This window comes from Rhizobium sp. LjRoot254 (assembly GCF_964254105.1).
Taxonomy (GTDB): domain Bacteria; phylum Pseudomonadota; class Alphaproteobacteria; order Rhizobiales; family Rhizobiaceae; genus Rhizobium_E.
The window spans coordinates 1,708,760-1,730,714 of the sequence record NZ_CAXUSM020000001.1; the positions used below are offsets into that span (position 1 = coordinate 1,708,760).

The 21,955-nt window shown below is 60.3% G+C and carries 26 protein-coding genes; 14 read left to right on the forward strand and 12 right to left on the reverse strand.

Annotation, left to right across the window (positions count from 1 at the left end):
- Positions 1-3 precede the first annotated feature (3 nt).
- The 4 genes from ACSQ26_RS08255 to ACSQ26_RS08270 form a co-directional block, all read right to left on the reverse strand.
- Positions 4-654, reverse strand: coding sequence for a L,D-transpeptidase (locus ACSQ26_RS08255; RefSeq protein WP_436008065.1), 651 nt, complete (start codon positions 652-654; stop codon positions 4-6).
- 236 nt (positions 655-890) lie between these two features.
- The gene (locus tag ACSQ26_RS08260) at positions 891-1,394 is read right to left on the reverse strand and encodes an SRPBCC family protein (RefSeq protein ID WP_436008067.1); all 504 of its coding nucleotides are present in this window, start codon (positions 1,392-1,394) and stop codon (positions 891-893) included.
- On the reverse strand, positions 1,381-1,719 hold the full coding sequence (locus tag ACSQ26_RS08265) for an ArsR/SmtB family transcription factor (protein WP_436008069.1): 339 nt from the start codon (positions 1,717-1,719) through the stop codon (positions 1,381-1,383). Before ACSQ26_RS08265 ends, ACSQ26_RS08260 begins: the two co-directional genes overlap by 14 nt.
- Positions 1,720-1,834: 115 nt before the next feature.
- On the reverse strand, positions 1,835-2,899 hold the full coding sequence (locus ACSQ26_RS08270; protein ID WP_436008071.1) for a GGDEF domain-containing protein: 1,065 nt from the start codon (positions 2,897-2,899) through the stop codon (positions 1,835-1,837).
- 172 nt (positions 2,900-3,071) lie between these two features.
- Here ACSQ26_RS08270 and ACSQ26_RS08275 point away from each other — a divergent pair, with 172 nt between their 5' ends.
- Complete coding sequence (locus ACSQ26_RS08275) at positions 3,072-3,302, forward strand: DUF4189 domain-containing protein (RefSeq protein WP_436008073.1); 231 nt, start codon at positions 3,072-3,074, stop codon at positions 3,300-3,302.
- Between the two features lie 18 nt (positions 3,303-3,320).
- On the opposite strand, the gene fumC is transcribed toward ACSQ26_RS08275, so the two are convergent.
- Positions 3,321-4,709 carry a class II fumarate hydratase gene (fumC, locus tag ACSQ26_RS08280; protein WP_436008075.1) on the reverse strand — a complete coding sequence of 463 codons (1,389 nt, stop codon included), beginning with the start codon at positions 4,707-4,709 and terminating at the stop codon, positions 3,321-3,323.
- A gap of 488 nt (positions 4,710-5,197) precedes the next feature.
- Here fumC and ACSQ26_RS08285 point away from each other — a divergent pair, with 488 nt between their 5' ends.
- The 3 genes from ACSQ26_RS08285 to ACSQ26_RS08295 all read left to right on the forward strand — a co-directional run bounded on the left by ACSQ26_RS08285 (position 5,198) and on the right by ACSQ26_RS08295 (position 8,088).
- Positions 5,198-7,135, forward strand: coding sequence for a L,D-transpeptidase family protein (locus ACSQ26_RS08285; RefSeq protein ID WP_436008077.1), 1,938 nt, complete (start codon positions 5,198-5,200; stop codon positions 7,133-7,135).
- Between the two features lie 156 nt (positions 7,136-7,291).
- The gene (locus tag ACSQ26_RS08290; RefSeq protein ID WP_436008079.1) at positions 7,292-7,624 is read left to right on the forward strand and encodes an ArsR/SmtB family transcription factor; all 333 of its coding nucleotides are present in this window, start codon (positions 7,292-7,294) and stop codon (positions 7,622-7,624) included.
- Positions 7,621-8,088 carry an SRPBCC domain-containing protein gene (locus ACSQ26_RS08295; RefSeq protein ID WP_436008081.1) on the forward strand — a complete coding sequence of 156 codons (468 nt, stop codon included), beginning with the start codon at positions 7,621-7,623 and terminating at the stop codon, positions 8,086-8,088. The genes ACSQ26_RS08290 and ACSQ26_RS08295 overlap by 4 nt, the downstream gene beginning before the upstream one ends.
- Before the next feature lie 5 nt (positions 8,089-8,093).
- Here the strand turns inward: ACSQ26_RS08295 and ACSQ26_RS08300 are convergent, their stop codons facing one another.
- Complete coding sequence (locus ACSQ26_RS08300; RefSeq protein ID WP_436008083.1) at positions 8,094-8,792, reverse strand: HAD family hydrolase; 699 nt, start codon at positions 8,790-8,792, stop codon at positions 8,094-8,096.
- 162 nt (positions 8,793-8,954) lie between these two features.
- Here ACSQ26_RS08300 and rpiA point away from each other — a divergent pair, with 162 nt between their 5' ends.
- The 4 genes from rpiA (at position 8,955) to ACSQ26_RS08320 (ending at position 12,066) form a co-directional block, all read left to right on the forward strand.
- Positions 8,955-9,653: a ribose-5-phosphate isomerase RpiA gene (rpiA, locus tag ACSQ26_RS08305; protein ID WP_436015157.1), complete on the forward strand. Its 699-nt coding sequence runs from the start codon at positions 8,955-8,957 to the stop codon at positions 9,651-9,653.
- A 23-nt stretch (positions 9,654-9,676) separates the two neighbouring features.
- Positions 9,677-10,207, forward strand: a complete 531-nt coding sequence (locus ACSQ26_RS08310) for a DUF2059 domain-containing protein (RefSeq protein ID WP_436008085.1) — start codon at positions 9,677-9,679, stop codon at positions 10,205-10,207.
- A gap of 101 nt (positions 10,208-10,308) precedes the next feature.
- Positions 10,309-11,697, forward strand: coding sequence for a glutathione-disulfide reductase (gene gor / locus ACSQ26_RS08315; RefSeq protein ID WP_436008087.1), 1,389 nt, complete (start codon positions 10,309-10,311; stop codon positions 11,695-11,697).
- A 9-nt stretch (positions 11,698-11,706) separates the two neighbouring features.
- Positions 11,707-12,066 (forward strand): VOC family protein, encoded by a 360-nt coding sequence (locus ACSQ26_RS08320; RefSeq protein WP_436008089.1) that lies wholly within the window; start codon positions 11,707-11,709, stop codon positions 12,064-12,066.
- Here the strand turns inward: ACSQ26_RS08320 and ACSQ26_RS08325 are convergent.
- On the reverse strand, positions 12,063-12,923 hold the full coding sequence (locus ACSQ26_RS08325) for a LysR family transcriptional regulator (protein ID WP_436008091.1): 861 nt from the start codon (positions 12,921-12,923) through the stop codon (positions 12,063-12,065). The genes ACSQ26_RS08320 and ACSQ26_RS08325 overlap by 4 nt on opposite strands.
- Before the next feature lie 156 nt (positions 12,924-13,079).
- On the opposite strand from ACSQ26_RS08325, the gene ACSQ26_RS08330 reads away from it, so the two are divergent.
- The 3 genes from ACSQ26_RS08330 (at position 13,080) to ACSQ26_RS08340 (ending at position 15,186) form a co-directional block, all read left to right on the forward strand.
- Complete coding sequence (locus ACSQ26_RS08330) at positions 13,080-13,316, forward strand: hypothetical protein (protein WP_436008093.1); 237 nt, start codon at positions 13,080-13,082, stop codon at positions 13,314-13,316.
- Positions 13,317-13,434: 118 nt separating this feature from the next.
- A complete protein-coding gene (locus ACSQ26_RS08335; RefSeq protein WP_436008095.1) occupies positions 13,435-13,605 on the forward strand; it encodes a hypothetical protein in 171 nt (56 codons plus the stop codon).
- A 207-nt stretch (positions 13,606-13,812) separates the two neighbouring features.
- The gene (locus ACSQ26_RS08340; protein WP_436008097.1) at positions 13,813-15,186 is read left to right on the forward strand and encodes a class II 3-deoxy-7-phosphoheptulonate synthase; all 1,374 of its coding nucleotides are present in this window, start codon (positions 13,813-13,815) and stop codon (positions 15,184-15,186) included.
- A gap of 63 nt (positions 15,187-15,249) precedes the next feature.
- Here ACSQ26_RS08340 and ACSQ26_RS08345 read toward each other — a convergent pair whose 3' ends face one another.
- Positions 15,250-16,305 carry a metalloprotease gene (locus tag ACSQ26_RS08345; RefSeq protein WP_436008099.1) on the reverse strand — a complete coding sequence of 352 codons (1,056 nt, stop codon included), beginning with the start codon at positions 16,303-16,305 and terminating at the stop codon, positions 15,250-15,252.
- Complete coding sequence (locus ACSQ26_RS08350) at positions 16,302-16,532, reverse strand: hypothetical protein (RefSeq protein ID WP_436008101.1); 231 nt, start codon at positions 16,530-16,532, stop codon at positions 16,302-16,304. The genes ACSQ26_RS08345 and ACSQ26_RS08350 overlap by 4 nt, the downstream gene beginning before the upstream one ends.
- 185 nt (positions 16,533-16,717) lie before the next feature.
- Here ACSQ26_RS08350 and ACSQ26_RS08355 point away from each other — a divergent pair, with 185 nt between their 5' ends.
- Positions 16,718-17,137, forward strand: coding sequence for a GFA family protein (locus tag ACSQ26_RS08355; protein WP_436008103.1), 420 nt, complete (start codon positions 16,718-16,720; stop codon positions 17,135-17,137).
- Between the two features lie 35 nt (positions 17,138-17,172).
- Here the strand turns inward: ACSQ26_RS08355 and ACSQ26_RS08360 are convergent, their stop codons facing one another.
- Genes ACSQ26_RS08360 through ACSQ26_RS08370 form a run of 3 tightly spaced genes read right to left on the reverse strand, consistent with a single transcriptional unit; the run spans position 17,173 to position 18,269 of the window.
- Entirely contained in the window at positions 17,173-17,463 is a 291-nt protein-coding gene (locus ACSQ26_RS08360; protein WP_436008105.1) for a type II toxin-antitoxin system RelE/ParE family toxin, read from the reverse strand.
- Positions 17,460-17,687 carry a hypothetical protein gene (locus ACSQ26_RS08365; protein WP_436008107.1) on the reverse strand — a complete coding sequence of 76 codons (228 nt, stop codon included), beginning with the start codon at positions 17,685-17,687 and terminating at the stop codon, positions 17,460-17,462. Before ACSQ26_RS08365 ends, ACSQ26_RS08360 begins: the two co-directional genes overlap by 4 nt.
- A gap of 51 nt (positions 17,688-17,738) precedes the next feature.
- Positions 17,739-18,269: a DUF1003 domain-containing protein gene (locus tag ACSQ26_RS08370; protein ID WP_436015159.1), complete on the reverse strand. Its 531-nt coding sequence runs from the start codon at positions 18,267-18,269 to the stop codon at positions 17,739-17,741.
- A gap of 154 nt (positions 18,270-18,423) precedes the next feature.
- On the opposite strand from ACSQ26_RS08370, the gene ACSQ26_RS08375 reads away from it, so the two are divergent.
- Entirely contained in the window at positions 18,424-20,097 is a 1,674-nt protein-coding gene (locus ACSQ26_RS08375) for an NAD+ synthase (RefSeq protein WP_436008109.1), read from the forward strand.
- Between the two features lie 98 nt (positions 20,098-20,195).
- Positions 20,196-21,815 carry an NTP transferase domain-containing protein gene (locus ACSQ26_RS08380; RefSeq protein ID WP_436008111.1) on the forward strand — a complete coding sequence of 540 codons (1,620 nt, stop codon included), beginning with the start codon at positions 20,196-20,198 and terminating at the stop codon, positions 21,813-21,815.
- The last annotated feature ends 140 nt before the right edge of the window (positions 21,816-21,955 follow it).

Consider the following 21,955-nt stretch of genomic DNA (forward strand, 5'->3'; position numbering starts at 1 on the left):
CAATCACTCCTGGATGATCACCCGGGTGCCGATCTTGACGTGGGCGTAGAGGTGCTCGACGTCTTCGTTGGCCATCCGGAAGCAGCCGGAGGATGCAGCCTTGCCGATCGAGTTCGGCTGGTTGGTGCCGTGGATGCGGTACTGCGAGGAGCCGAGATACATGGCGCGGGCGCCGAGCGGATTTTCGATGCCGCCTTCCATCTTGGCAGGCAGGATATGGCCCTTCTTGGCTTCGCGGACGCGCATTTCTTCCGGCGGAGTCCAGGTCGGCCATTCGGTCTTGGCGGTCACGACTTCTTCGCCGGTCCAGCCGAAGCCTTCCTTGCCGATGGCAATGCCGTATTTCATGGCGACGCCCTTGGAAATGACGTGGTAGAGGCGGCGCTCGGAATTGTCGATGATGATCGTGCCGACCGGGACCGACTTTGCGAACTTGACGAGCTTGCGGGCGATCGGCGAGGTGTTGACCGTCTTCTTCCTTTTGGCAACCGGCTTGTCATCCGAGAGAACCGACATCCAGCCGATCTGGTCGGAAAGGGCGGCGACTTCGATCTGCTTTTCCGGGTTGTTCTTGAAGAGGAAGCCGGCATTGGCCGGGGCTACGAGCATCATTGTTGCGAAGGCTGCCGCTGCGAGTGCGATCATCTTTTTCATGCCAGTCTCTCCGTTCGCTGTGGGAGAGGGGCCGTGTTTGCCCTGGCCGCGCCTCATCCCGTTGTCCATGACGTGGTTTTAGAACTCGCAAGGGGGGCGCGCTGTTTCTTCGGTAACATGGTAAATATTTAAGGAACTTATTTACTTCTAACGACGTAGGGAGGCCGCAATGGACCTCCCATATTATTGATATTGCTATGTTTCGAGATCGGCGTCGGTTAACGCCGGGGCCGTGTTCAGGGCTGCTGATCGAAGGCTGCCTTGCCGGTCTCCGGCCCGATCTCCTGTTCCGCGAGAGATTCGCCGAGCTTGCGGATGCATTCGCCCCAGCCCTCGGCATTGGCGTCGCGGCGGGCGGCGTCGTCGAAACCCGACTGCCTGAAGGTCATGAGCGTACCCTCGCCATCTTCCGCGAGTGTGACAGCGACGAGCGTTTCAGGGCCGGCGTTCTCGCCATCCTGTTGGGTGAGCGTGAAGACGAGTCGAGAGGGTGGAACGATCTCGCGGAAGGAGCCGAATTCGAAATAGGTCCAGCCGGTATCGCGGCGAAAATCGACCCGCCATGCGCCGCCCGGGCGGACGTCGAGCGTGGCGGCCGTGACCTTGAACGTATCGGCAGCGAACCAGCGGCTGACGAGATCAGGCTCGATCCAGTTCTTGAAGACGAGGGAAGGCGGTGCATCGAAATACTGTTCGATGACGATGTCGCGGACGGCGGTTACAGTCTCATGATGGTTCATTGTCTTGCTCCTGCTGCTTTTCAAGTTCTACGGAGAGCCGCGCGAAGCGGCCGGTCCAGAGACGGCGGTAGGATTGGAGCCACAGGTCGATATCGACCAGCGGTTCGATGCGGATGTGGCTCGGGCGCTTCTGGGCGTCACGGCTCCTGGTGACGAGGCCGGCACTTTCCAGCACGGCGACATGCTTGGAGATTGCCCTGGTGGTCAGGTCGAACGGTTCGGCCAGTTCCCCGATCGACGCGTCGCCCCTGGAGAGACGATCGAGGAGCGCCCTGCGCGTGGGGTCGGCAAGGGCGGCGAAAGTGGCACTCAACTGATCAATCATTTAGGAACCCATCAGTTCTGGAACTGAATGGTTCTATAATGGATGAAACGCCAGGAGTCAACGCAACAAAAAAGCCGGCGCGATGGCCGGCTTTCATATCGATGAATGCGGAAGGTTATTTCCGGTAGAGGAGCCAGGTCTTGGATGGCTCCTTCTTCATGCCGTCCTCGAAGATCAGCGTGCGGTTGCGGCCGTTGGTCTTGGCGCAATAGAGCGCGATGTCGGTCTTGTGATAGAGGTCCTGCGGGTCTTCCGTCTGGCCGGCCATGCACAGGCCCATCGAGATGGTGACCGGGCCATAATCGACGCCCGTCTTCGAATTCTTGAACGGCGTATGTTCGAGCGCCCGGCGCACGCGCTCGGCGATCAGATGCGCTTCCTCCGGCGTGGTCAGGTCGAGTACGATGGCGAATTCCTCGCCGCCGGTGCGCGCGACGAAGACATCCTTGCGGACATTGGCCTTGATGACATTGGCTACGGTGGCGAGGATCTTGTCGCCGACCGGGTGGCCGTAGGTGTCGTTGATCTTCTTGAAATGGTCGATGTCGCAGATGACAAGCGCCGTGGTGGTGCGTCCGCGCTGGCTGTCATAGATGGAAGCGAGACGGTCATCGAAGGCGCGGCGGTTAAAGAGCCGGGTCAGCGAGTCGGTATTGGCGATACGCTTGTACTCGTCGAGCTCTTTCTTGATGTCTTCCATCTCGCGGGACTTGGCTTCGACGCCTTCGACGGTGACACGGCCCTGCGCCATCGTCGTGCCGGTGGCTTCAGACAGCACGCTGATCGCGTTGCGCAGGAGATCGGTGCTTGCGGCGCTCTTCGAGGTGATGCGGGAATGGGTCTCTTCGAGAAGGCGATTGTAGCTTTCGAGCGAGGTCTGCTCCTCCTTGAGCAGCGTGAGCAGTCCTTCAAGCTCGTTCGCGATCTTGCCATGGGCGCCCTGGACGCCGTCTGCCTGATGGACGCCGAAATACTGCGCCCCGACGGCGTCGAGTTCCTCCTGGGTCGCGCGTGCGCCCAGTGCCGCCAGTTCCTTGGTGAGCTTGGGGTTGGAGCCGATATAGGCTTCGTAGAAGAGCTCGTAGTTCCGCGGAATCGGTGCGACACCCATCTGGCGCATTGCGAACGATACCTGCGCGGCGATATCCGGCACCTGCACCCTCGGCTGCGCCACGCTCATCTGCCAACTCCTGAAACCCGTGATTACTGGATTTGTTCTAGACCTCAAGTGTTGGGAATCGGTTAACCTGGCGTATGGAAGATCCCGAAAATACTAGGTAAATACTGCTCTTGTCCCCGATAACGTCAAGTCTTGAGCGATTGTTGGTGGCCGCCGAATAAAGGAGAGAAAAATGCGGAAATTGATACTGGCTTGTTTTGCCATCGGCGCCGTCGGTGTCGCGACGTCCGGAGAGGCGCTTGCCTGGGGCTGCGTTGCCGTCGATAGCCAGGGCGCCTATGGCTACAGCAATGACTGGCCGAGCGAACAGGATGCCGAACTGACGGCCCTGAAGCAGTGCGACAAGTATACCAAGACCAATGATTGCCAGACCGAGTCCTGCGATCATGATGCAGGGGGGTGAGTGCTTAGACTAGCGGGCCTATTTCGGCCCGATCATGTCTTCCGGCCGGACGACCGCATCATACTGTTCCGAAGTCACCAGCCCGCTCGCCAGCGCCTCTTCCTTCAGTGTCGTGCCGTTCTTGTGCGCGGTCTTGGCGATCTTGGCAGCATTGTCGTAGCCGATTGTCGGGGCGAGCGCGGTGACCAGCATCAGCGAGCGGTCGAGGCCGGCCTTGATATTGTCCTCGCGCGGCTCGATGCCGGTGACGCAATTGTCGGTGAAGGAGCGGGCGGCGTCGCCGAGAAGCTGGACCGACTGCAGGAAATTATACGCCATGACGGGATTATAGACGTTGAGTTCGAAATGGCCCTGGCTGCCGGCGAAGGTGATGGCGGCATTGTTGCCGAAGATATGGACACAGACTTGGGTCAGTGCCTCGCACTGGGTGGGGTTGACCTTGCCGGGCATGATCGAGGACCCAGGCTCATTTTCCGGCAGCGACAATTCGCCGAGGCCCGCGCGCGGCCCGGAGCCAAGGAACCGGATGTCGTTGGCGATCTTGAACAGGGCTGCGGCGGCGGTGTTGATCGCGCCGTGGGAGAAGACCATCGCGTCATGTGCGGCGAGCGCCTCGAACTTGTTGGGCGCCGTGACGAAGGGCATGCCGGTGATCTTGCTGATTTCCCCCGCGACCTTTTCGGCAAATCCAATCGGCGCGTTGAGGCCGGTGCCGACGGCTGTGCCGCCCTGGGCGAGTTCCAAGAGGCCTGGCATCGTATCGCCTATCCGCTTGATCGCCGAATGGACCTGGGCGGCATAGCCGCCGAATTCCTGGCCGAGCGTGAGCGGCGTGGCATCCTGCGTGTGGGTGCGGCCGATCTTGATGATGTGCGCGAAGGCCTTGGCCTTGGCGTCGAGTGCCTTGTGGAGGTGATTGAGCGCCGGAATCAAGTGGTGTGAGATCTGTTCCGCGCAGGCGATGTGCATGGCGGTCGGATAGGTGTCGTTCGACGACTGGCTCATATTGACGTGATCATTGGGGTGGACGGGCTTCTTCGAGCCCATCGTGCCGCCGAGCATCTCGATCGCCCGGTTGGAGATCACTTCATTGGCATTCATGTTGGACTGCGTGCCCGAGCCGGTCTGCCAGACGACGAGCGGGAAATGGGCGTTGAGCTTGCCGTCGATGACTTCCTGTGCGGCGGCGACGATGGTCTCGCCGAGGCTTGCATCGAGCTGGCCGAGCGCCATGTTGGTGCGGGCCGCTGCTTGCTTGACGATACCGAGTGCTCGGACGATCGAGGCTGGCTGCTTCTCCCAACCGATCTTGAAGTTGCCGAGCGAGCGTTCAGCCTGCGCGCCCCAATATTTGTCGTTCTCCACTTCGATCGGGCCGAACGTATCGGTTTCGGTGCGCTTGCTCACTGCCGGTCTCCATTCCTCGATGCCTTGATGCCAGCTATTTAGGCCGAGCGCGCAGGTTTGGAAATAGCGAAAAGCGGATTTCAGTATCGGTTTGTCCAGGAGCACCATACCCTCATTTCCACGGGAGAGATTGGGCAAATCGAATCCGGACAATCCTCCGTTTAGGTGATGGCGGTCATTTTTGTCTGGCCGCGGCACCTCACCCGACGTGCCATTTTCGTCACATGAAGCGGGTTTTGCTCCGGCGCACCATGCCGCCCGGGCCGCAGACACATCCACGCGCAATAAATATTTTAATAAACATTTAAGGATATCATAGTGTTGTGGCTGTCATGCTGGAGGTCTCGCCAGATTCCCGTCACAAAGATGTGACCCCTTGAATGAACTGGCCGAGTCATCCGTTTTCTTTTCAACCGGTGTGCAATCAGATAAGGATGAGCGCACTTGAACATGGGTGAGGGCGGCGAAGCGCCGGGATCGATTTACAGATGAAAATATTGAAGAATGCGGCCATCGCGGCGCTGACGATTTCCTGCGCAATCACATTCGGCGCACCAGCAGCCCATTCCGCAACGCTGCTCGATTTCCTGCAGGGAAAGAAGACCAGCAACGAGCGCAAGAGGCCGTCGCACAGCATTTTCGGCAGTTCGCTGGACGATGACGACGATTACGGCGCTTTTCCCGATCCCGCCAGGCCGGCAAAGGCATTGCCCAAGGTCTCTGCGCCCAAGTATTTCACCTACAAGGCTGATGCGCTCCGGTTTGTCGCGGTGGCGAAATTCGCGCCGACCATGGAAACAGCCGCGGCTGATCCCGTTGCCGATCCCAACCAGACCGGATCTATCCAGACCCCGAATATTATCCAGCAGGTCGATTTCGCCCAGAACCCGCGCGCCCACATGACCGACGTGCGCGTCAAGGCACCCGCCGATGTGGCTGCTGCGATCGAAAAATTCTATTCGTCCAATGACGGTTTGCTGTGGGTCGATGCCAATGGCGTGACCGACAAGGCGCGCGCGGCGCTGAAGGCCCTCGAAGGTGTCGACGGCGTTGGCCTCGATCCCTCGGAATACAAGGTCATGGACCCGACCGATACGGTTTCGGCTGTCGATGAGGTGACCCGTCAGCGCCTGCTGATGCAATTCGAGATTGAATTGTCCGCCGCTGTCCTCACCTACACGCAGGACACCGTTCGTGGCCGTATCGATCCCAACCGGATCGCGGAATATTACGATTTCAAGCGCAAGACGGTCAATCTCGATGGCGCACTCAACGTCATCCGCGCCAGCGGCGACATCGCGGCCTATCTCGAAAGCCGCACGCCGATGAGCCCTGAGTTCGCGGCGCTGCAGGCCGAACTGATCAAGCTCAAGGCAGCCGACGGCACCGAGGAAGCCCGTGTGGAAATCGCGCCGGGCACGCTGCTCAAGCCGGGCCAGACCAATGAAGAACTCGCAAACGTGATCGCTGCGATCCGCATCCGTGGCTCCGATACGCTGAAGGTCGATCATTCGCTGACGCTGGCGTCCTATCAGGATACGCCCGAATACACGCCTGAACTGGTCGATGTCGTCAAGGCATTCCAGGTCGAAAGCGGCCTGAAGGGTGACGGCGTGATTGGTGCGGGCACGATCCGCAAGCTGATGGGCGGCGATACCGGCGGCTCCAAGATCGAGAAGATCAAGGTGGCGATGGAACAGCTGCGGTGGCTTCCTGGGGATCTCGGCTCGCGCTATGTGTTCATCAACCAGCCGGCCTTCACCGCCTATTATCACAACAATAACAAGGAAGAATTCAACATGCGTGTGGTTGTCGGCTCGCCGCGCAACCAGACCTTCTTCTTCCAGGATGAGATCGAACTCGTCGAGTTCAACCCCTATTGGGGCGTGCCGCGGTCGATTATCGTCAACGAGATGCTGCCGGAACTGCGTGCCGACCCATCCTATCTCGACCGACAGGGCTATGAGACATCGATCAATGGCCAGCAGGTCTCCTCGTCCGACATCGACTGGAATTCGACCGACTCGGTCGACGTCCGCCAGCCGCCGGGCCGTGGCAATGCGCTTGGCCAGCTGAAGATCATGTTCCCGAATTCGCATGCCATCTACATGCATGACACGCCGCAGAAGAAGTTCTTCGAGCGCGACATGCGGGCGCTCAGCCACGGCTGTGTGCGTCTCTCCGATCCGAAGAAGATGGCTGCGGCAGTGATGGGTATTTCCGTCGAGGAAATCGACGCCGAGATCGCCACCGGCCAGAACCATCAGGTCAAGGTGCCGGAGAAATTCCCGGTCTATGTCGCCTATTTCACCGCTTTCCCCAACAAGGATGGCGTGGTGGAATATTTCGACGACGTCTACAGCCGCGATGCGGCCATGGACAAGGCATTCAAGGCGACCTCCAAAGCGCGCGCTGCCGAAGGCTGAGCTTTCTCTGCGCCTGACGATATTCGCGAAGGCCCCGCAAGTTCATCTTGTGGGGCCTTTTGCTTTTCAAATCTCGTGCCGGTATCGCAGTCAACAAAAGATAGCCTTTTGGCTTTCTTTTGTTGACTCTCCGGCTCGATCGCATTAGGTAGCTTTATGGCTACCTTTCAAACCCAACTTCCCGCGATCTTTGGCGCACTTGCCGATCCAACACGATTGGCCGTGGTCGAACAGCTCGTATCCGGACCGGCATCGGTGTCCGAACTCGCCCAGCCTTTCCGAATGGCGGCACCGTCTTTTCTCAAGCATCTCAAGGTGTTGGAGGATGCCGGTGTGATCGCGAGCGAAAAGCGCGGCAGGGTGCGGACCGTGCGGCTGGCACCCGATGCGCTCGCCTGGGTCGAAATATGGGTGAAGCGGCATCGCCAGCTTTGGGAGCGCCGGCTGGATGATCTTGGAACCTTCCTAAACGAGGAGAATGAGAAATGACCGATATTTACAGCCACGACAGCTACACGATCGAGCGCGTCTACCCCAACTGCGTGGCGCATGTCTGGTCCGCCTGGAGCATTCCCGAAAAGAAGGCGAAATGGTTTGGCGGCGGCACCGCGGACATGGATTTCCGGATCGGGGGCAGCGAGCGCAAGAGTTTTCGCAACGAGATGGGCGAGCACACCAACGAGACCCGCTATTTCGAGATCCGCGACGAGGCGCTTATCGTGCTCGGTTATTCCATGGCGATGAACGGGCGGGTGCACACCGTCTCGCTCACCACGATCGCCTTCACGGACGAGAATGGTGGAACGCGGCTGCGCTATACCGAGCAGATGTGCGTCTTGCCACCCAGCGACGGTGCCAAGGGCCGCAGCCATGGATGGGGTGTGCTGCTCGATAGCCTGGGCAGCTATCTCGAGGAAGATACCATCGCAAATGCCGGCGCCATGCGCGCCTGACGATCTCAGGCGCTTCGGGACGCGTGTTGCCGATCTGTCAGAAGTGACCTCACCAGTTCCGGCGTCAATTCGTCGAAATGCTCGATCATCACCGTCGGATCGAGCGTCTGGATCGGCACGTCGGAATAACCGAAGGGTACGCCGATCGAGGGTACGCCGGCATTGACCGCGACTTTCAGGTCATTGAGGCTGTCGCCGACCATGACCGTGCGCCGGATATCGCCGCCGGCAAGGCGGACGGTTCCGACGAGGTGCTCGGCATCAGGCTTACGCACGGCAAACGTATCGCCGCCGGTGATCGCGGCGAAATAGGCCGACATGCCGAGGCCTTCGACCAGTGGCCGGGCAAGGCTCTCCATCTTATTGGTGCAGACGGCGAGGATCATGCCTGCCGCCCTGAGCCTGTCGAGAGCATCGAGCAGCCCCGGATAAGGACGGCTCTTGCCGGGCATTTCGGCGAGATAATGCTCGACGAAACGGTCGATCATCGCGGGCATCTCGGCCTCGTCGAGCGGGTGGCCTCTGAGACGGAACGACCGCTCGATCATGGCACGCGCACCATGTCCGACGAGATGGGTGAGATCCTCGTAGGTCACCGGCGCCAAGTCCTTGGCCAATATCGTATGGTTGAGGCTCGAGACGAGATCGGCGGCGGTATCGACGAGGGTGCCGTCGAGGTCGAAAACGACTGTGGGGGCGGACAAGGCGATCTCCAGATTCTGATTGCAATCCGCGTAAATGACGTGGTCTGGCTTGGCAATCGCCACATCTTCGAAATTCCGCCATTTCCTTCAAATAGCACTTTTGTTTACTCTGAACCGCGTGTAGATACGTCAACCATTCGAAACAGCGGGGGAAGCTGGTGCATGGACGCCCGGCAAATGAAAATCGAGGCGGCGGCCGAGGCGCTGAAAAATGTCGAAAACGGCATGCGCCTGGGCATAGGCACCGGCTCGACGGCCGAGGAATTCGTCCGGCTGCTGGCGGAGAAGGTCGCCGAAGGCATGTCCGTTCGCGGCGTTCCGACCTCGGAACGTACCGCGCGGCTTTGTCTCGAACTCGGCGTGCCGCTGAACTCGCTCGATGAATTGCCGGAACTGGACCTGACGATAGACGGCGCCGACGAAATCGATCCCAAACTGCGACTGATCAAGGGTGCCGGTGGCGCGCTTTTGCGCGAGAAGATCGTTGCAGCCGCGTCGCGCCGCATGATCGTCATCGCAGACGAGAGCAAGGTGGTAGAAACCCTTGGTGCTGGCGCGTATCCGCTGCCGATCGAGGTCAACCCCTTCGGCTTGGCGGCGACCCGGATCGCGGTGGAAAGACTGGCGGAACGGTCGGGCCTAGCGGGAGATATCATCCAGCGGGCGACCAATGGCACGCCTTTCAGGACCGACGGCGGGCATTTTATACTCGATGCTTTTTTTGGCCTCATTCCTGATGCAGAGGCATTGGCAAACGGCCTCAATACCATCCCCGGCGTGGTTGAACACGGGCTCTTCATTAACCTGGCTTCCCTTGCGATCATTGCCGGACCGGCAGGCTTGCGGACGCTGGAAGCGTAAGACGATTTAGGAGACGGATATCCATGATGAAACTATCACAGCTCGGCAAGCTTACGGCAGCGGCGATCATTGTTGCAGCTCTTGGTGCGACGGCCGTGCGCGCGGCCGATGACGTGACCCCCGAACAGCTCAAGGCGGCACGTGCGACGATCGCAGCAGTCGGCGCCACGACCAAGTTCGACGTCATCCTTCCCACCATTGCCGAACAGCTCAAGCAGCAGCTGATCCAGGCGACGCCGAATTTCGAGCCTGTCATTAACGAGGTGGTTGATGCCAAGGCGATCGAATTCGCCAAGCGCCGCACCGATCTCGAAAACGAAGCGGCAAAGGTTTATGCGACGAGCTTCACCCTTGAGGAATTGAACGCGATCACCGCCTTCTACACCTCGCCGGCCGGCAAGAAGCTGATCGCCAATGGGCCGATTGCGCTGCGTGAAATGAACAAGGCCGCCGACATCTGGGCGACCGGCGTCTCGCGCGACCTGACCAAGTCCGCCAGCGAAGCGATCGAAGCCAAGCTCGCCGAGGCGAACAAGACGGCTCCGCAACAGTAAGGCCTGCCTTGCAAAGAGAACATGAAGCCCGCCGCCCGGCGGGCTTTTCTTTTGGGCCGCCGTTCCATATCTACAGATGAACAGATTCAGCAGGTGTTTCCATGTCATCATTCGATTTTGATCTCTTCGTCATCGGCGGCGGTTCCGGCGGCGTGAGGGCAGGGCGTGTCACTGCCTCGCTTGGTAAGAAGGTCGGCGTGGCCGAGGAATACCGTTTCGGCGGCACCTGCGTGATCCGCGGCTGCGTGCCGAAGAAGCTTTTCGTCTATGCCTCGCAATATCGAGAGCATTTCGAGGATGCCGCGGGTTTCGGTTGGTCCGTCGGCGAAAGCACGTTCAACTGGGAAAAGCTGATCGAAGCGAAGGACCGCGAAGTGGGGCGCCTGGAAGGCCTCTACCGCTTGGGGCTCGAGAACAACAAGGCCACGATCTTCGACAGCCGGGCCGAACTGGTCGATGCCCATACGGTGAAGATCGTCAAGACGGGCCAGACCGTGACCGCTGAGCGGATCGTCATCGCGACCGGAGGTTCACCCGGCATGCCGGAGACGCTTGCAGGCCATCAATATGGCATTTCCTCGAACGAAGCGTTCCATCTCAAGGAATTGCCTAAGGCGATCGCCATTGCCGGGGGTGGCTACATCGCCGTCGAATTTGCCAACATCTTTCACGGCCTCGGTGTCGATACGACGCTGATTTATCGCGGCATGGAGATACTCTCGCGGTTCGATGGTGATCTACGGCGAGGGCTGCACAAGGCTATGGAGAAGAAAGGCATCCGCATCATTCTCGAGGATGTCTTTGAGAAAATCGAGAAACGCGGCGATGGCCGGCTTGCCGGGACGACGCTGAAGGGCGAGACCCTCCTCGCAGACCAGATCATGTTCGCGATCGGCCGCCGCCCCAATACGGCCAATCTCGGCCTCGACAGGGCAGGCGTCGAACTCGACGAGAAGGGCGCGATCAAGGTCGATCTTTATTCGCGCACCAATGTGCCCAACATTTTTGCCCTGGGCGACGTCACCGACCGGGTGCAACTCACGCCGGTGGCGATCCATGAGGCAATGTGCTTCATCGAAACGGAGTACAGGAACAATCCGACCTCGCCCGACCACGAGCTGATCCCGACGGCCGTGTTCTCGCAGCCGGAGATCGGCACGGTAGGGATGAGCGAGGAAGCCGCGGCGAAGAAATTCCCGGAGATCGAAGTCTACCGCGCCGAATTCCGCCCGATGAAGGCGACGCTTTCGGGCCGGGTGGAGAAGATGATCATGAAGCTCTTGGTCAATGCCGCCGACCGCAAGGTCGTCGGTGCCCATATCCTCGGCCACGACGCCGGCGAGATGGCCCAGCTTCTCGGCATCACGCTGAAGGCCGGCTGCACCAAGGATGATTTCGACCGGACCATGGCGGTGCATCCGACGGCGTCGGAGGAACTGGTAACGATGTATGCGCCGAGCTATCGTATCCGCAATGGCGAGCGGGTCTGAGGTGAGAATATGAAGGCGACATTCCGCGGCGTCTTCCTGACCTCCGACCAGCCCGAAAAGACGGCGGGCTTTTACCGCGATGTCGCGGGCCTGGCGCTGGAGATTGTCGGCGAGGGTGGGCTTTATGTCTACTGGCGGCTCGATGCCGATGGCATGCAGATCGCCATCCACGACGCCAATGCCTTTGCCGATTACAGCCATCCGGCTCTTGCTGGCTCCAACCTGACGCATCTCTATTTCAAGATCGCGGACCTGCGGGCTTTCCTCGCGCATCTCGACGTGCTCGGTCTTCAGCCATATGCGATCGACGATGTCGTGGTGACGGTCATCGATCCCGATGGACGCAAGGTTCTGTTCGGCACTGCTTAATCTACGCCCGCGAAGCATCTCTCATTTCGCTTGAGGATGTCGGCGAGCCTGTCGATCACGGTGCGGACCTCGACCCGATGACGATCGTCGTCGTTGGCAACGATCCAGAGGTCGTGGTCCAGTTCGCTGATGATCTCATCTTCGCGCACCAGTTCGGGATCCGCATCGCCGACGAAGACCGGCATGACGCCACGGCCTGCGCCCTGACGCACCAGGCGGTGATACAGATCGTGTCCGGAGGTCCAGGTGTAGATCTGCGATTCCCGGTTCTGGAACACCCACTTCTCCGCCGGCGTGAACGAGATGTCGGTGCTCATGGAAATCCAGCGGATGTCGTTGCCTTCAAACAGACTGACCGCGCGATAGGCCGCGTAGCGCACGCCGACCGAGCGCTGGACCGCAACGTTCCCGGTTTCCGGCCGATCCCGGACGAGCGCAACGTCGGCCTCGCGGAATGTGAGGTCGAGCCCTGGGCGCGCCGCCTTGCAGCAGATCCGATAGGCGTCATCATGCGTGCGAACTTCGCCGACGTGATCGGCCACGAAGCCTGCGATCCACGGATCGCTGGCGATGGAGACAATCGGCTGGGTGAATGCGCCCCGGTGCCAGTCGGCGATGTTCTCGGCCGCCTTCTGCATGCTCTTCACATGCTCCAGCAAGATCTCTCCATCATGCGCCAGCCGATAGCCCTGCTGGCTACGGACGAAAAGGGCGCGGCCCAATCCACGCTCGAGCGCGAACATGCGCCGGCCGATCGTCGGTGCGCTGAGGCCGGTGCGCAGCGATGCGCCGCTGAGGCCGCCTTCGCCGGCGACATGCAGGAAAAGCTTCAGGTCATCCCAGGCTGAATCGGTCATCCGGTTTCTCCATTCTCGACAAGAATATCTGTATTGCCGCGAGAAGAGTCGATGGTTGCGGGTCTTGCACCGATGAAACACACCTTTCATTCATGCGTCTACAACGCGGAATGGCTTAACATTACCTCAGCATCATCTCAGAAACGGAGTGATGTCATGGACACGCAATGGAGCACGATCTGGCAGTATTCGAATGCAGTGGGCAAGAAGACCAAGCGCGGCGCGTTTGCCGATCCGCTGGACGGTTCTGAATGGGAAGGCTTGGTCTGGGCGCCTGTGCTCGCGGCGTCAGTTGCCCGCCGGATAGCCAATTTCTGGACCGGTTTCCCGATTCGGCGCAGGGCCCATGGATCCGTCAAGGCTGCGCCCGATCACGGTATTTGTATTTCGTAAATTTCCTGTTATATTAGCAATTGTGAATACCGATCTGCATTGATTTCAAGCTGGCATAGGAGGTGCGTGCTTGAGGTTTGGTGTCGGTGCGTGCGTTTTGATCCCGGGAGGAGAGACCATGATCACGCAGACAAACACAAAGACGACAGCCGGCCCTGACGGCTGGATTGGCATTGACGATCGCGATCTCAATACACAACGAGGTGGCGGTGGTTTCCTGGCGCTTCTGCTGTTTCCGCTGATTGCGTTTTCGGCACTGGCGTTTGCGGCCGCCGAGCTTGCGAAATAACAGCAAGCAGGTCGCGTTACCGTCCGCCACGAAGCTATGAAATCCGGCGTTCCCCTGGGCACGCCGGATTTCTTGCGAATGGCGCACAATGGCGTCATTGGCGCCGCCAAGCGCTTTGCATTTTACCGATGAATGTATATATAGCCGCCAACCCCGCGAGACAGCTGGGCACTGAGAACACGACCATTGACGAAACAGGTGAGTAAGATGGCACAGAATTGGAACCCGACAAGCTGGAGGCAAAAGCCCATTCAGCAGGTTCCGGACTATCCGGACATGGCTGCACTCGAAGCCACGGAAGCCACCCTTGCCAAGTATCCGCCGCTGGTTTTTGCAGGCGAGGCGCGGCGTCTGAAGGCCTCTCTCGCCAAGGTTTCCGAAGGTCAGGGCTTCCTGCTCCAGGGCGGCGATTGTGCCGAGAGCTTCGCCGAACATGGCGCCGATACGATCCGCGACTTCTTCCGCGCCTTCCTGCAGATGGCCGTGGTGCTGACATTCGGCGCCCAGCAGCCGGTGGTGAAGGTTGGCCGCATCGCCGGCCAGTTCGCCAAGCCGCGTTCATCCGGTATCGAGAAGAAGGGCGACGTCGAGCTTCCGAGCTATCGCGGCGACATCATCAACGGCATCGAATTCACGCCGGAGGCGCGCATTCCCGATCCGGAGCGGCAGATCATGGCCTACCGCCAGTCCGCCGCGACACTCAACCTGCTGCGCGCTTTCGCAGCGGGCGGTTATGCCAATCTGGATAACGTGCACAGGTGGATGCTCGGCTTCGTCAAGGACAGCCCGCAGGGCGAGCAGTACAAGAAGCTCGCCGACCGGATTTCCGAGACCATGGATTTCATGGGCGCGATCGGTATCACGTCGGAGAACAATCCGTCGCTGCGCGAGACAGATTTCTTCACCAGCCACGAGGCGCTGCTGCTCGGCTATGAGCAGGCATTCACCCGCGTCGACTCGACCTCGGGCGACTGGTATGCGACCTCGGGCCACATGATCTGGATCGGCGACCGCACCCGCCAGCCGGACCACGCCCATGTCGAATATTGCCGCGGCATCAAGAACCCACTCGGCCTGAAATGCGGCCCGTCGCTTACCGCCGACGGCCTTCTCGAGCTGATCGACATCCTGAACCCAGCCAACGAAGCTGGCCGGCTGACGCTGATCTGCCGCTTCGGCCATGACAAGGTCGCCGAGCACCTGCCGCGCCTGATCCGCGCCGTAGAGCGCGAGGGCCGCAAGGTCGTCTGGTCTTGCGACCCGATGCATGGCAACACGATCACGCTCAACAACTACAAGACCCGGCCGTTCGACCGGATCCTGACCGAGGTCGAGAACTTCTTCGCGATCCACCATTCCGAGGGTTCTCATCCCGGTGGCATCCATATCGAGATGACCGGCAACGACGTGACCGAATGCACCGGCGGCGCGCGTGCGCTTTCGGCCGAGGACCTGCAGGACCGCTACCACACCCATTGCGACCCGCGTCTCAACGCCGACCAGGCGCTGGAACTGGCCTTCCTGCTGGCCGAAAAGCTGAAGAGCGGCCGCGACGAGCGCAAGCTGGCCGTCAACGCTTAAAGAGCGTAAGCGACATAAGGCTAAGAGGGCGCCCATGTGGCGCCCTTTTTCGTTCCAGTGCGCTCAGAGTTTGAAATAAACCAATACACTCAGATGCGAGGCAACCGTGATGGCGTAGAAGATCGCCATCAACAAGCCCTGCCATGCCCCCATCGCGGGAAGTGGCGAACGATACGCCACGTTTCGCAGGCCGAGGAAACAGAAAAGCCCGATGAACACCGCCATCTGGTAATATTCCAAGGCCACAAGAACGACGAGGCTCGCAACAGCGAGGCCGGAGAGGTGCACGACGATCGACGAGGGGAAATACGATCGCAGGAAACTCTCGGCGGCCTGTCCGCCATCGAGCGGATAAATCGGCAGCAGGTTCAGTAAGTTCACGATCGCGCTGAGCTGGAAAAAGCTCCAGAGCCATCGATCGTAATCCGGCATCACATCGAAGTACCAGAGTGCGAAGCACCCGAGCGTGACCGGAACGCAAATTGCCGGACCCATCAAGGCGCAGAAAGCCCTTTCGAACTCGTTTCTATGCGGCGCACCAGCCACCGCGATCCCGCCGAAGAACGGCACGAGCATGAGCCGGTTACCGGTGCGGCCGGTCAGTTGATAGGCGACCAAGTGGCCGTATTCATGCCAGAGGATCACCAGTGCCAATACCACGGCGGTCTGCCAGTCGAACTGGGTCAGCATATAGGCGAAAGCCAGCAGCGAGATGGCAGCTTCCCTGCCATAATGGGCGGGCAGTTGCGTGGGCGCGATCTTCCTGAGCGTATTTTTGGCAGGTGACGGGCGCGCAGACGGCGTAGTGGCGTCAGCTGCCGGCTTGCCAAAACCAACGATAGTTTCTTGCGCGTTCGGCGATACGACCAAGCCGGCCTGGCGCCACAGACCCCGCAAGATCGCTATCGTGCCCCATAGAGTCGAAGCAAAGCGTGTTTCTATGATGATACTGGACCCGGTGCCATCGGCTTCAACCCGCCAATGCTCGAAATGACCGACGGCCGGCGGATAAGTATGGTCGCCCATGCTAAGCACCGAAAAAATGATCGAGCGATCCGTCGGCGGCGCCAGCGGCTTGATCGCGATTGTGGCGCTGTCGTCGCCTGATCGCGGCGTCACCCGCTCAGCCCATCGTTGGGATTGGTCTCCACGCTGGAAGGTTGGAATGTCAGGCCGGTGGCTTGCCATATGGCATTCAGGTTCTCCCAGGTTGTCTGGACGTCAGCCGCCGAACGCCGCCGGAGCGTGACGATTTCGCGACCGCCGCCAGCGCGGCGGATCATTTGCAGGCAGGTCAGGGCGACAAGGATGAGGGCAGCATTGAGGGTGAATTGCAGGGAGAACATGAAGGGCGCGATTTCCTGGGCAATGGCATTAAGTCAAACACGGATAGATTGAGTGAGGGCCTTATAGCAAGCGATTCCTGATGCCCGGGAACGCTTCAAAATAATTGAACGCAAAACGATCGCAATTCATTTGACGTCGGCGACGGATGCACGCAATCCATCTGATTAAATCCGGAGGGGAAAGCATGCCGAAAATCCAGACTGGTTCGTGCCTGTGCGGCGAAGTGAAATTCCGGGTCGATGGGCCGTTGCGCGAGGTGGTGTTCTGCCATTGCGGCCAGTGCCGCCGCCAGACGGGGCTGTACTATGCATCCACCAACGCAGCCGAGAGCGATCTCACGATCACGGGTGCCGAGAACATCACCTGGTATCAATCGAGCGACGAGGGCAGGCGCGGCTTCTGCAAGCATTGCGGCTCGGCGCTGTTCTGGAAGTATGTCGGCCAGGACTACATTTCCATCCAGGCCGGATCGCTCGACAAGCCAACCGAACTGACGCCCGGCTACCACATCTTCTGCGCCGACAAGGGCGATTTCTACGCGATCAACGACGACCTGCCGCAATATGCGAAGGCGTCGCCGGGGCTCGTGACGAATTCGGATTGATCGGTTCGGCTACCGATCAAAACCGAGTGGCGCGGCTATTGATCCGGCATCGACCGGGGGTCTCGGGCGCTATGTCGAACGCCGATGACGATGATTTCTTCCGCGTGCGGTTCATAGAAGATGAGATAGGGATATGGGGTCGCGACGATTCTCCGCATCGGCTTAAGGCTCGTCAGTTGACCGGCATTTGGATGTCGAAGCAACAGGTCGATAATGGCTTTGATGCGGGCCTGGACCCGCCGGGCACCTTGGGGAGAATGTTCAGCAATGTCTGCGAGCACGCCGTCCAGTTCGACAAGAGCCTCGGGTGTGTATCGCAGTCTCATAGATCGTGCTTGGACCAGACCGCCTGAACATCGGAATCCGGAGCAAATTCGCGCCGCGCTGCTTGCGCCCGCGATTTTCCGAAGGACGCGATTTCATTATCCGACAGTTCTATCGGTGGCAAATCTTCTCCCGCAAGGGAAAGCATGATGCTGGCAATGTCGTCCTGCATCTCGGCTGGCAGCTTGCTGGTCGTCGCAACCGCCTTTTCAAAAAGCTTGGTCATTTTCTCACTTCCTGCAGCGCTCTGGGCAACATAGCGCATGGCTTGACGTTATCAAACGCCTTTCGCCCCTTTCACCCCCTCCGCAAGCCTCGCCACGTCAGCCCGTAAATCCTGCAATTCCTTCAGCACAGCGATATCGATCTTGTGGTGGAGCGCCATCACTTCGATCTCGGATTTCAGGTTCACCTCATAGTCCTTGGCGGCGAAGAAGCGGTCGCGTTCGGATTGCCGGTTCTGGCTCATCATGATGATCGGCGCCTGGATTGCCGCGAGCATCGAGAGAATCAGATTGAGGAAGATGAAGGGGTAGGGGTCGAAGGCTTCTCGTGTCAGGATCAGCGTATTGGTCAGCGCCCAGATGACCAGGAACAGTACGAAGGCGATGATGAAGGCCCACGAGCCGCCGACGCGGGCAATGCCGTCCGCGAGCCGCTGGCCGTAGCTGGCATTGGCCTGAAAATCGTCGTCGGCATTGGTTGAGACGATCTTCTTTTCCCTGGCGTGAAAGAGAATGCGTCGCTCGGCCTCGCCGAGTTCGTCGCCGGGTTTGCCAAAAATCTGTTTCACGAACTCGGCGTGCATCATGCATCTCCCAGATATGGTGTCGCGATCATCGATCCAACAAAATCGTGCCGCATGCAATGTGGCACATTCCGCCCAAGGAATGGCGCCCATGAAAAAGTTTCATGTTTCCAACGTTGCAAGCCATTCTCAGCCGCGCTAACTCTTGGGTATCATGAGCACGATCAAAGACACGCTTCGCATCGCCATCGCCCAGCTCAATCCGGCTGTGGGCGACATCCAGGGAAACATCGCCAAGGCGAGGGAGGCACGTGCCGACGCTGCCCGCCAGGGCGCCCACCTGCTGCTGCTGACGGAGCTGTTCCTGTCCGGCTATCCGCCGGAGGACCTGGTGTTGAAGCCGGCGTTCCTGGCGGCTTGTCTTTCGGCCATCGAGGCTTTTGCCACGGAGACCGCAGATGGTGGTCCGGGCGTCATCATCGGCTTTCCCCGCCAGGGCGAGACAGGCCGGCACAATTCGGTCGCCGTGCTCGATGGTGGCAAGATCATCGCGATCCGTGACAAGGTCGACCTGCCGAATTATGGCGAGTTCGACGAAAAGCGCGTCTTCGTCCCCGGCGGCAAGCCGCAGGCGGTGGATTTCAGGGGCATTCGCATCGGTACGCCCATCTGCGAGGACATCTGGAACGATGCCGGCGTCTGCGAGGCTTTGGCCGCCGATGGCGCCGAGATTTTCCTGCATCCGAACGGCTCGCCCTACTATCGCGGCAAGATCCATGTGCGGCACGACGTGGTGCTCAGGCAGATCGAACTGACTGGCCTGCCGCTGGTTTTTGCGAACCAACTCGGCGGGCAGGACGAACTGGTCTTCGACGGTGCCAGCTTCGTCTACAATGCCGACAAGTCGCTGGCCATTCAGATGAGCCAGTTCGAGGAGGCGGTGGTTCTCTCCACCTGGAAGCGCCGCGATGGCAAATGGCATTGCGAGCGCGGCCCGCATTCACCGCTGCCCTCGATCGACGAGGCGGACTATCGAGCCTGCGTGCTCGGCTTCAAGGATTACGTGAACAAGAACGGGTTCAAGAATGTCGTGCTCGGCCTCTCGGGCGGTATCGACTCGGCGATCTGCGCGGCCATCGCGGTCGATGCGCTGGGGGAGGAGCGGGTGCGCACCGTGATGATGCCCTATCGCTATACGTCGGGGGATTCGCTCGTCGACGCTGAAGCTTGCGCCAAGGCACTGGGCACCACCTATGACATCGTCGCGATCGAGGAACCGGTTGCGGGCTTCCTGTCCGCTCTCTCTGATATGTTCGAGGGCACGGAAGAGGGCATCACCGAGGAGAACCTGCAGAGCCGCGCGCGCGGCACGATCCTGATGGCGATCTCCAACAAGTTCGGCTCGATGGTGGTGACCACGGGCAACAAGAGCGAGATGTCGGTCGGTTACTGCACGCTCTATGGCGACATGAACGGAGGCTTCAACCCGATCAAGGATCTCTACAAGATGCAGGTCTATGGGCTGGCGCGCTGGCGCAATGCGCATGTGCCGCCGAATGTGCTCGGGCCGTCGGGCGAGGTGATCCCCAGGAACATCATCGACAAGGCGCCCTCGGCCGAACTCCGGCCCAACCAGACCGACCAGGATTCGCTGCCGCCTTATCCGGTGCTCGACGATATCCTGGAATGCCTGGTGGAGCACGAGATGAGCACGCAGGAGATCATCGGGCGCGGGCATGATGCGGCAACCGTCCATCGCATCGAGCACCTGCTCTACATTGCCGAATACAAGCGCCGGCAGTCGGCACCGGGTGTGAAGATCACGCGCAAGAATTTCGGCCGCGACCGCCGCTATCCCATCACAAACCGGTTCCGGGATCGTAGCTGAGGCGCAGAATTGCGTCAGAAACAGACTGATGGACAAGGCCAGCCGTTTACGGCGCGGCTTGCGCTTCCTATCTTCGCTGAAATGGGAAATGGGCGCGCATGAAATTCGGCGAACTGGCATTGGAGCAAGCGGCAGGCGCGGTGCTCGCGCATTCGGTGCGGGCAGGGGACATCAAGTTCCCCAAGGGGCGCCGATTGACTCACGGTGATGTCGAGGTGCTCATGGCCGCTGGTGTCGCGAGCGTGATTGCTGCAGCGCTCGATGCCGGCGACCTGATGGAGGACGAGGCGGCGAGCCACATCGCCGCTGCCATCGCGCCGGATCACCTGAAATTCTCGCCGGCCACGACGGGCCGGGTGAATATCTTCTCCACCGTCAACGGGCTTTTTCGGGCATCGAAAGATGTCGTCGATCGGCTGAACCGCATCGACCCGGCCATCACCCTTGCCTGTCTCAATGACTGCGCCGACGTCAAGGCGGGCGATATGGTGGCCACGATCAAGATCATTCCGCTGGCCGTCGCGGGTAAGGCGGTAGAGCAGGCGATGGCGCTGTTGGCGACGGAGATCGCTTTCGAGGTCAAGCCGTATGCCGCTCGGCGCGTGGCGCTGATCGCCACCGAACTGCCGTCGCTGAAGCCATCGGTGATGGACAAGACGCGGCAGATTCTCGAAGCGCGGCTCGTTGCGTCCGGCAGCAGGTTGCTGGTCGAGAAGCGCGTGCCGCACCGGGCCGAGGCAGTTGCCCGCGCGATTAGCGAGGTCGTCGGCGGCCATGACATGATCATCGTCTTCGGCGCTTCGGCCGTGGCGGATGCGGATGACGTGATTCCTGCGGCGATCCGCCAGGCGGGTGGCGTGGTCGAGCAGGTGGGACTGCCGGTCGATCCGGGCAACCTGCTGGTGCTGGGCGCGGCGTATGGTGTGCCGGTTATTGGCGCACCGGGCTGCGCGCGGAGCCCAAAGGAGAATGGTTTCGATTGGGTGCTCTCGCGTATACTGGCGGGCGAGACGCCGGGTCATGACGAGTTGACGGGCCTTGGCGTCGGAGGATTGCTGATGGAAATTCCGACCCGGCCGCTGCCACGATTGGGGACAGGCAGCGAAAAGCGGGCGCTTCACGTCGCTGCCGTCGTGCTGGCCGCCGGCAGTGCCAGCCGCATGGCGGCATCGGGTAAGCACAAGCTGCTCGCGGTGTTCGATGGCGTGCCGCTGGTGCGCCGCTCCGTCGAGACCGTCAAGCAGTCCCGCGCGGACGAAATGGTGCTGGTCACCGGCTACCGGTCGGGGGATATCGAGCGGGTGATCGCGGGCCTCGACTGTCCCACCGTCCACAATCCGGATTTCGCGAGCGGCATGGCGTCCAGCCTGAAGGCCGGGCTAACTGCCGTTCGCGATGGGGCTGACGGTCTGCTGGTCGTCCTGGCCGACATGCCCGGCGTGAGGCCCGAACATATCGATGCGATGATCGACGCCTTCCGCGCCGAGGAGGGAAAGGCGATCGTGCGCGCCGTTTCGGGCGGCAAGCGCGGCAATCCGGTGATCCTGCCGGCCGCAACCTTCGACGCGATTTCGAAGCTCACCGGCGATATCGGCGCGCGGCCGGTGATCGAGAGAAGCGGCCTTGCCGTGATCGATATCGACATCGGCGAGGCGGCCCATATCGATGCCGATACGCCCGAGGAGATCGCCGCGGCCGGCGGGATTTTGACCGACTGATCACATGGCGGTGAACACGGGGATATTTCCCTTTTGATTCAGTTTATAACTTGACACTTTCAGTCCAGTTCTTCATTCGTAACCCGGTTCCGGGCTCGAAGATCCGGACCTATATCGCCACCGCCAGCGCACGGGCCTGA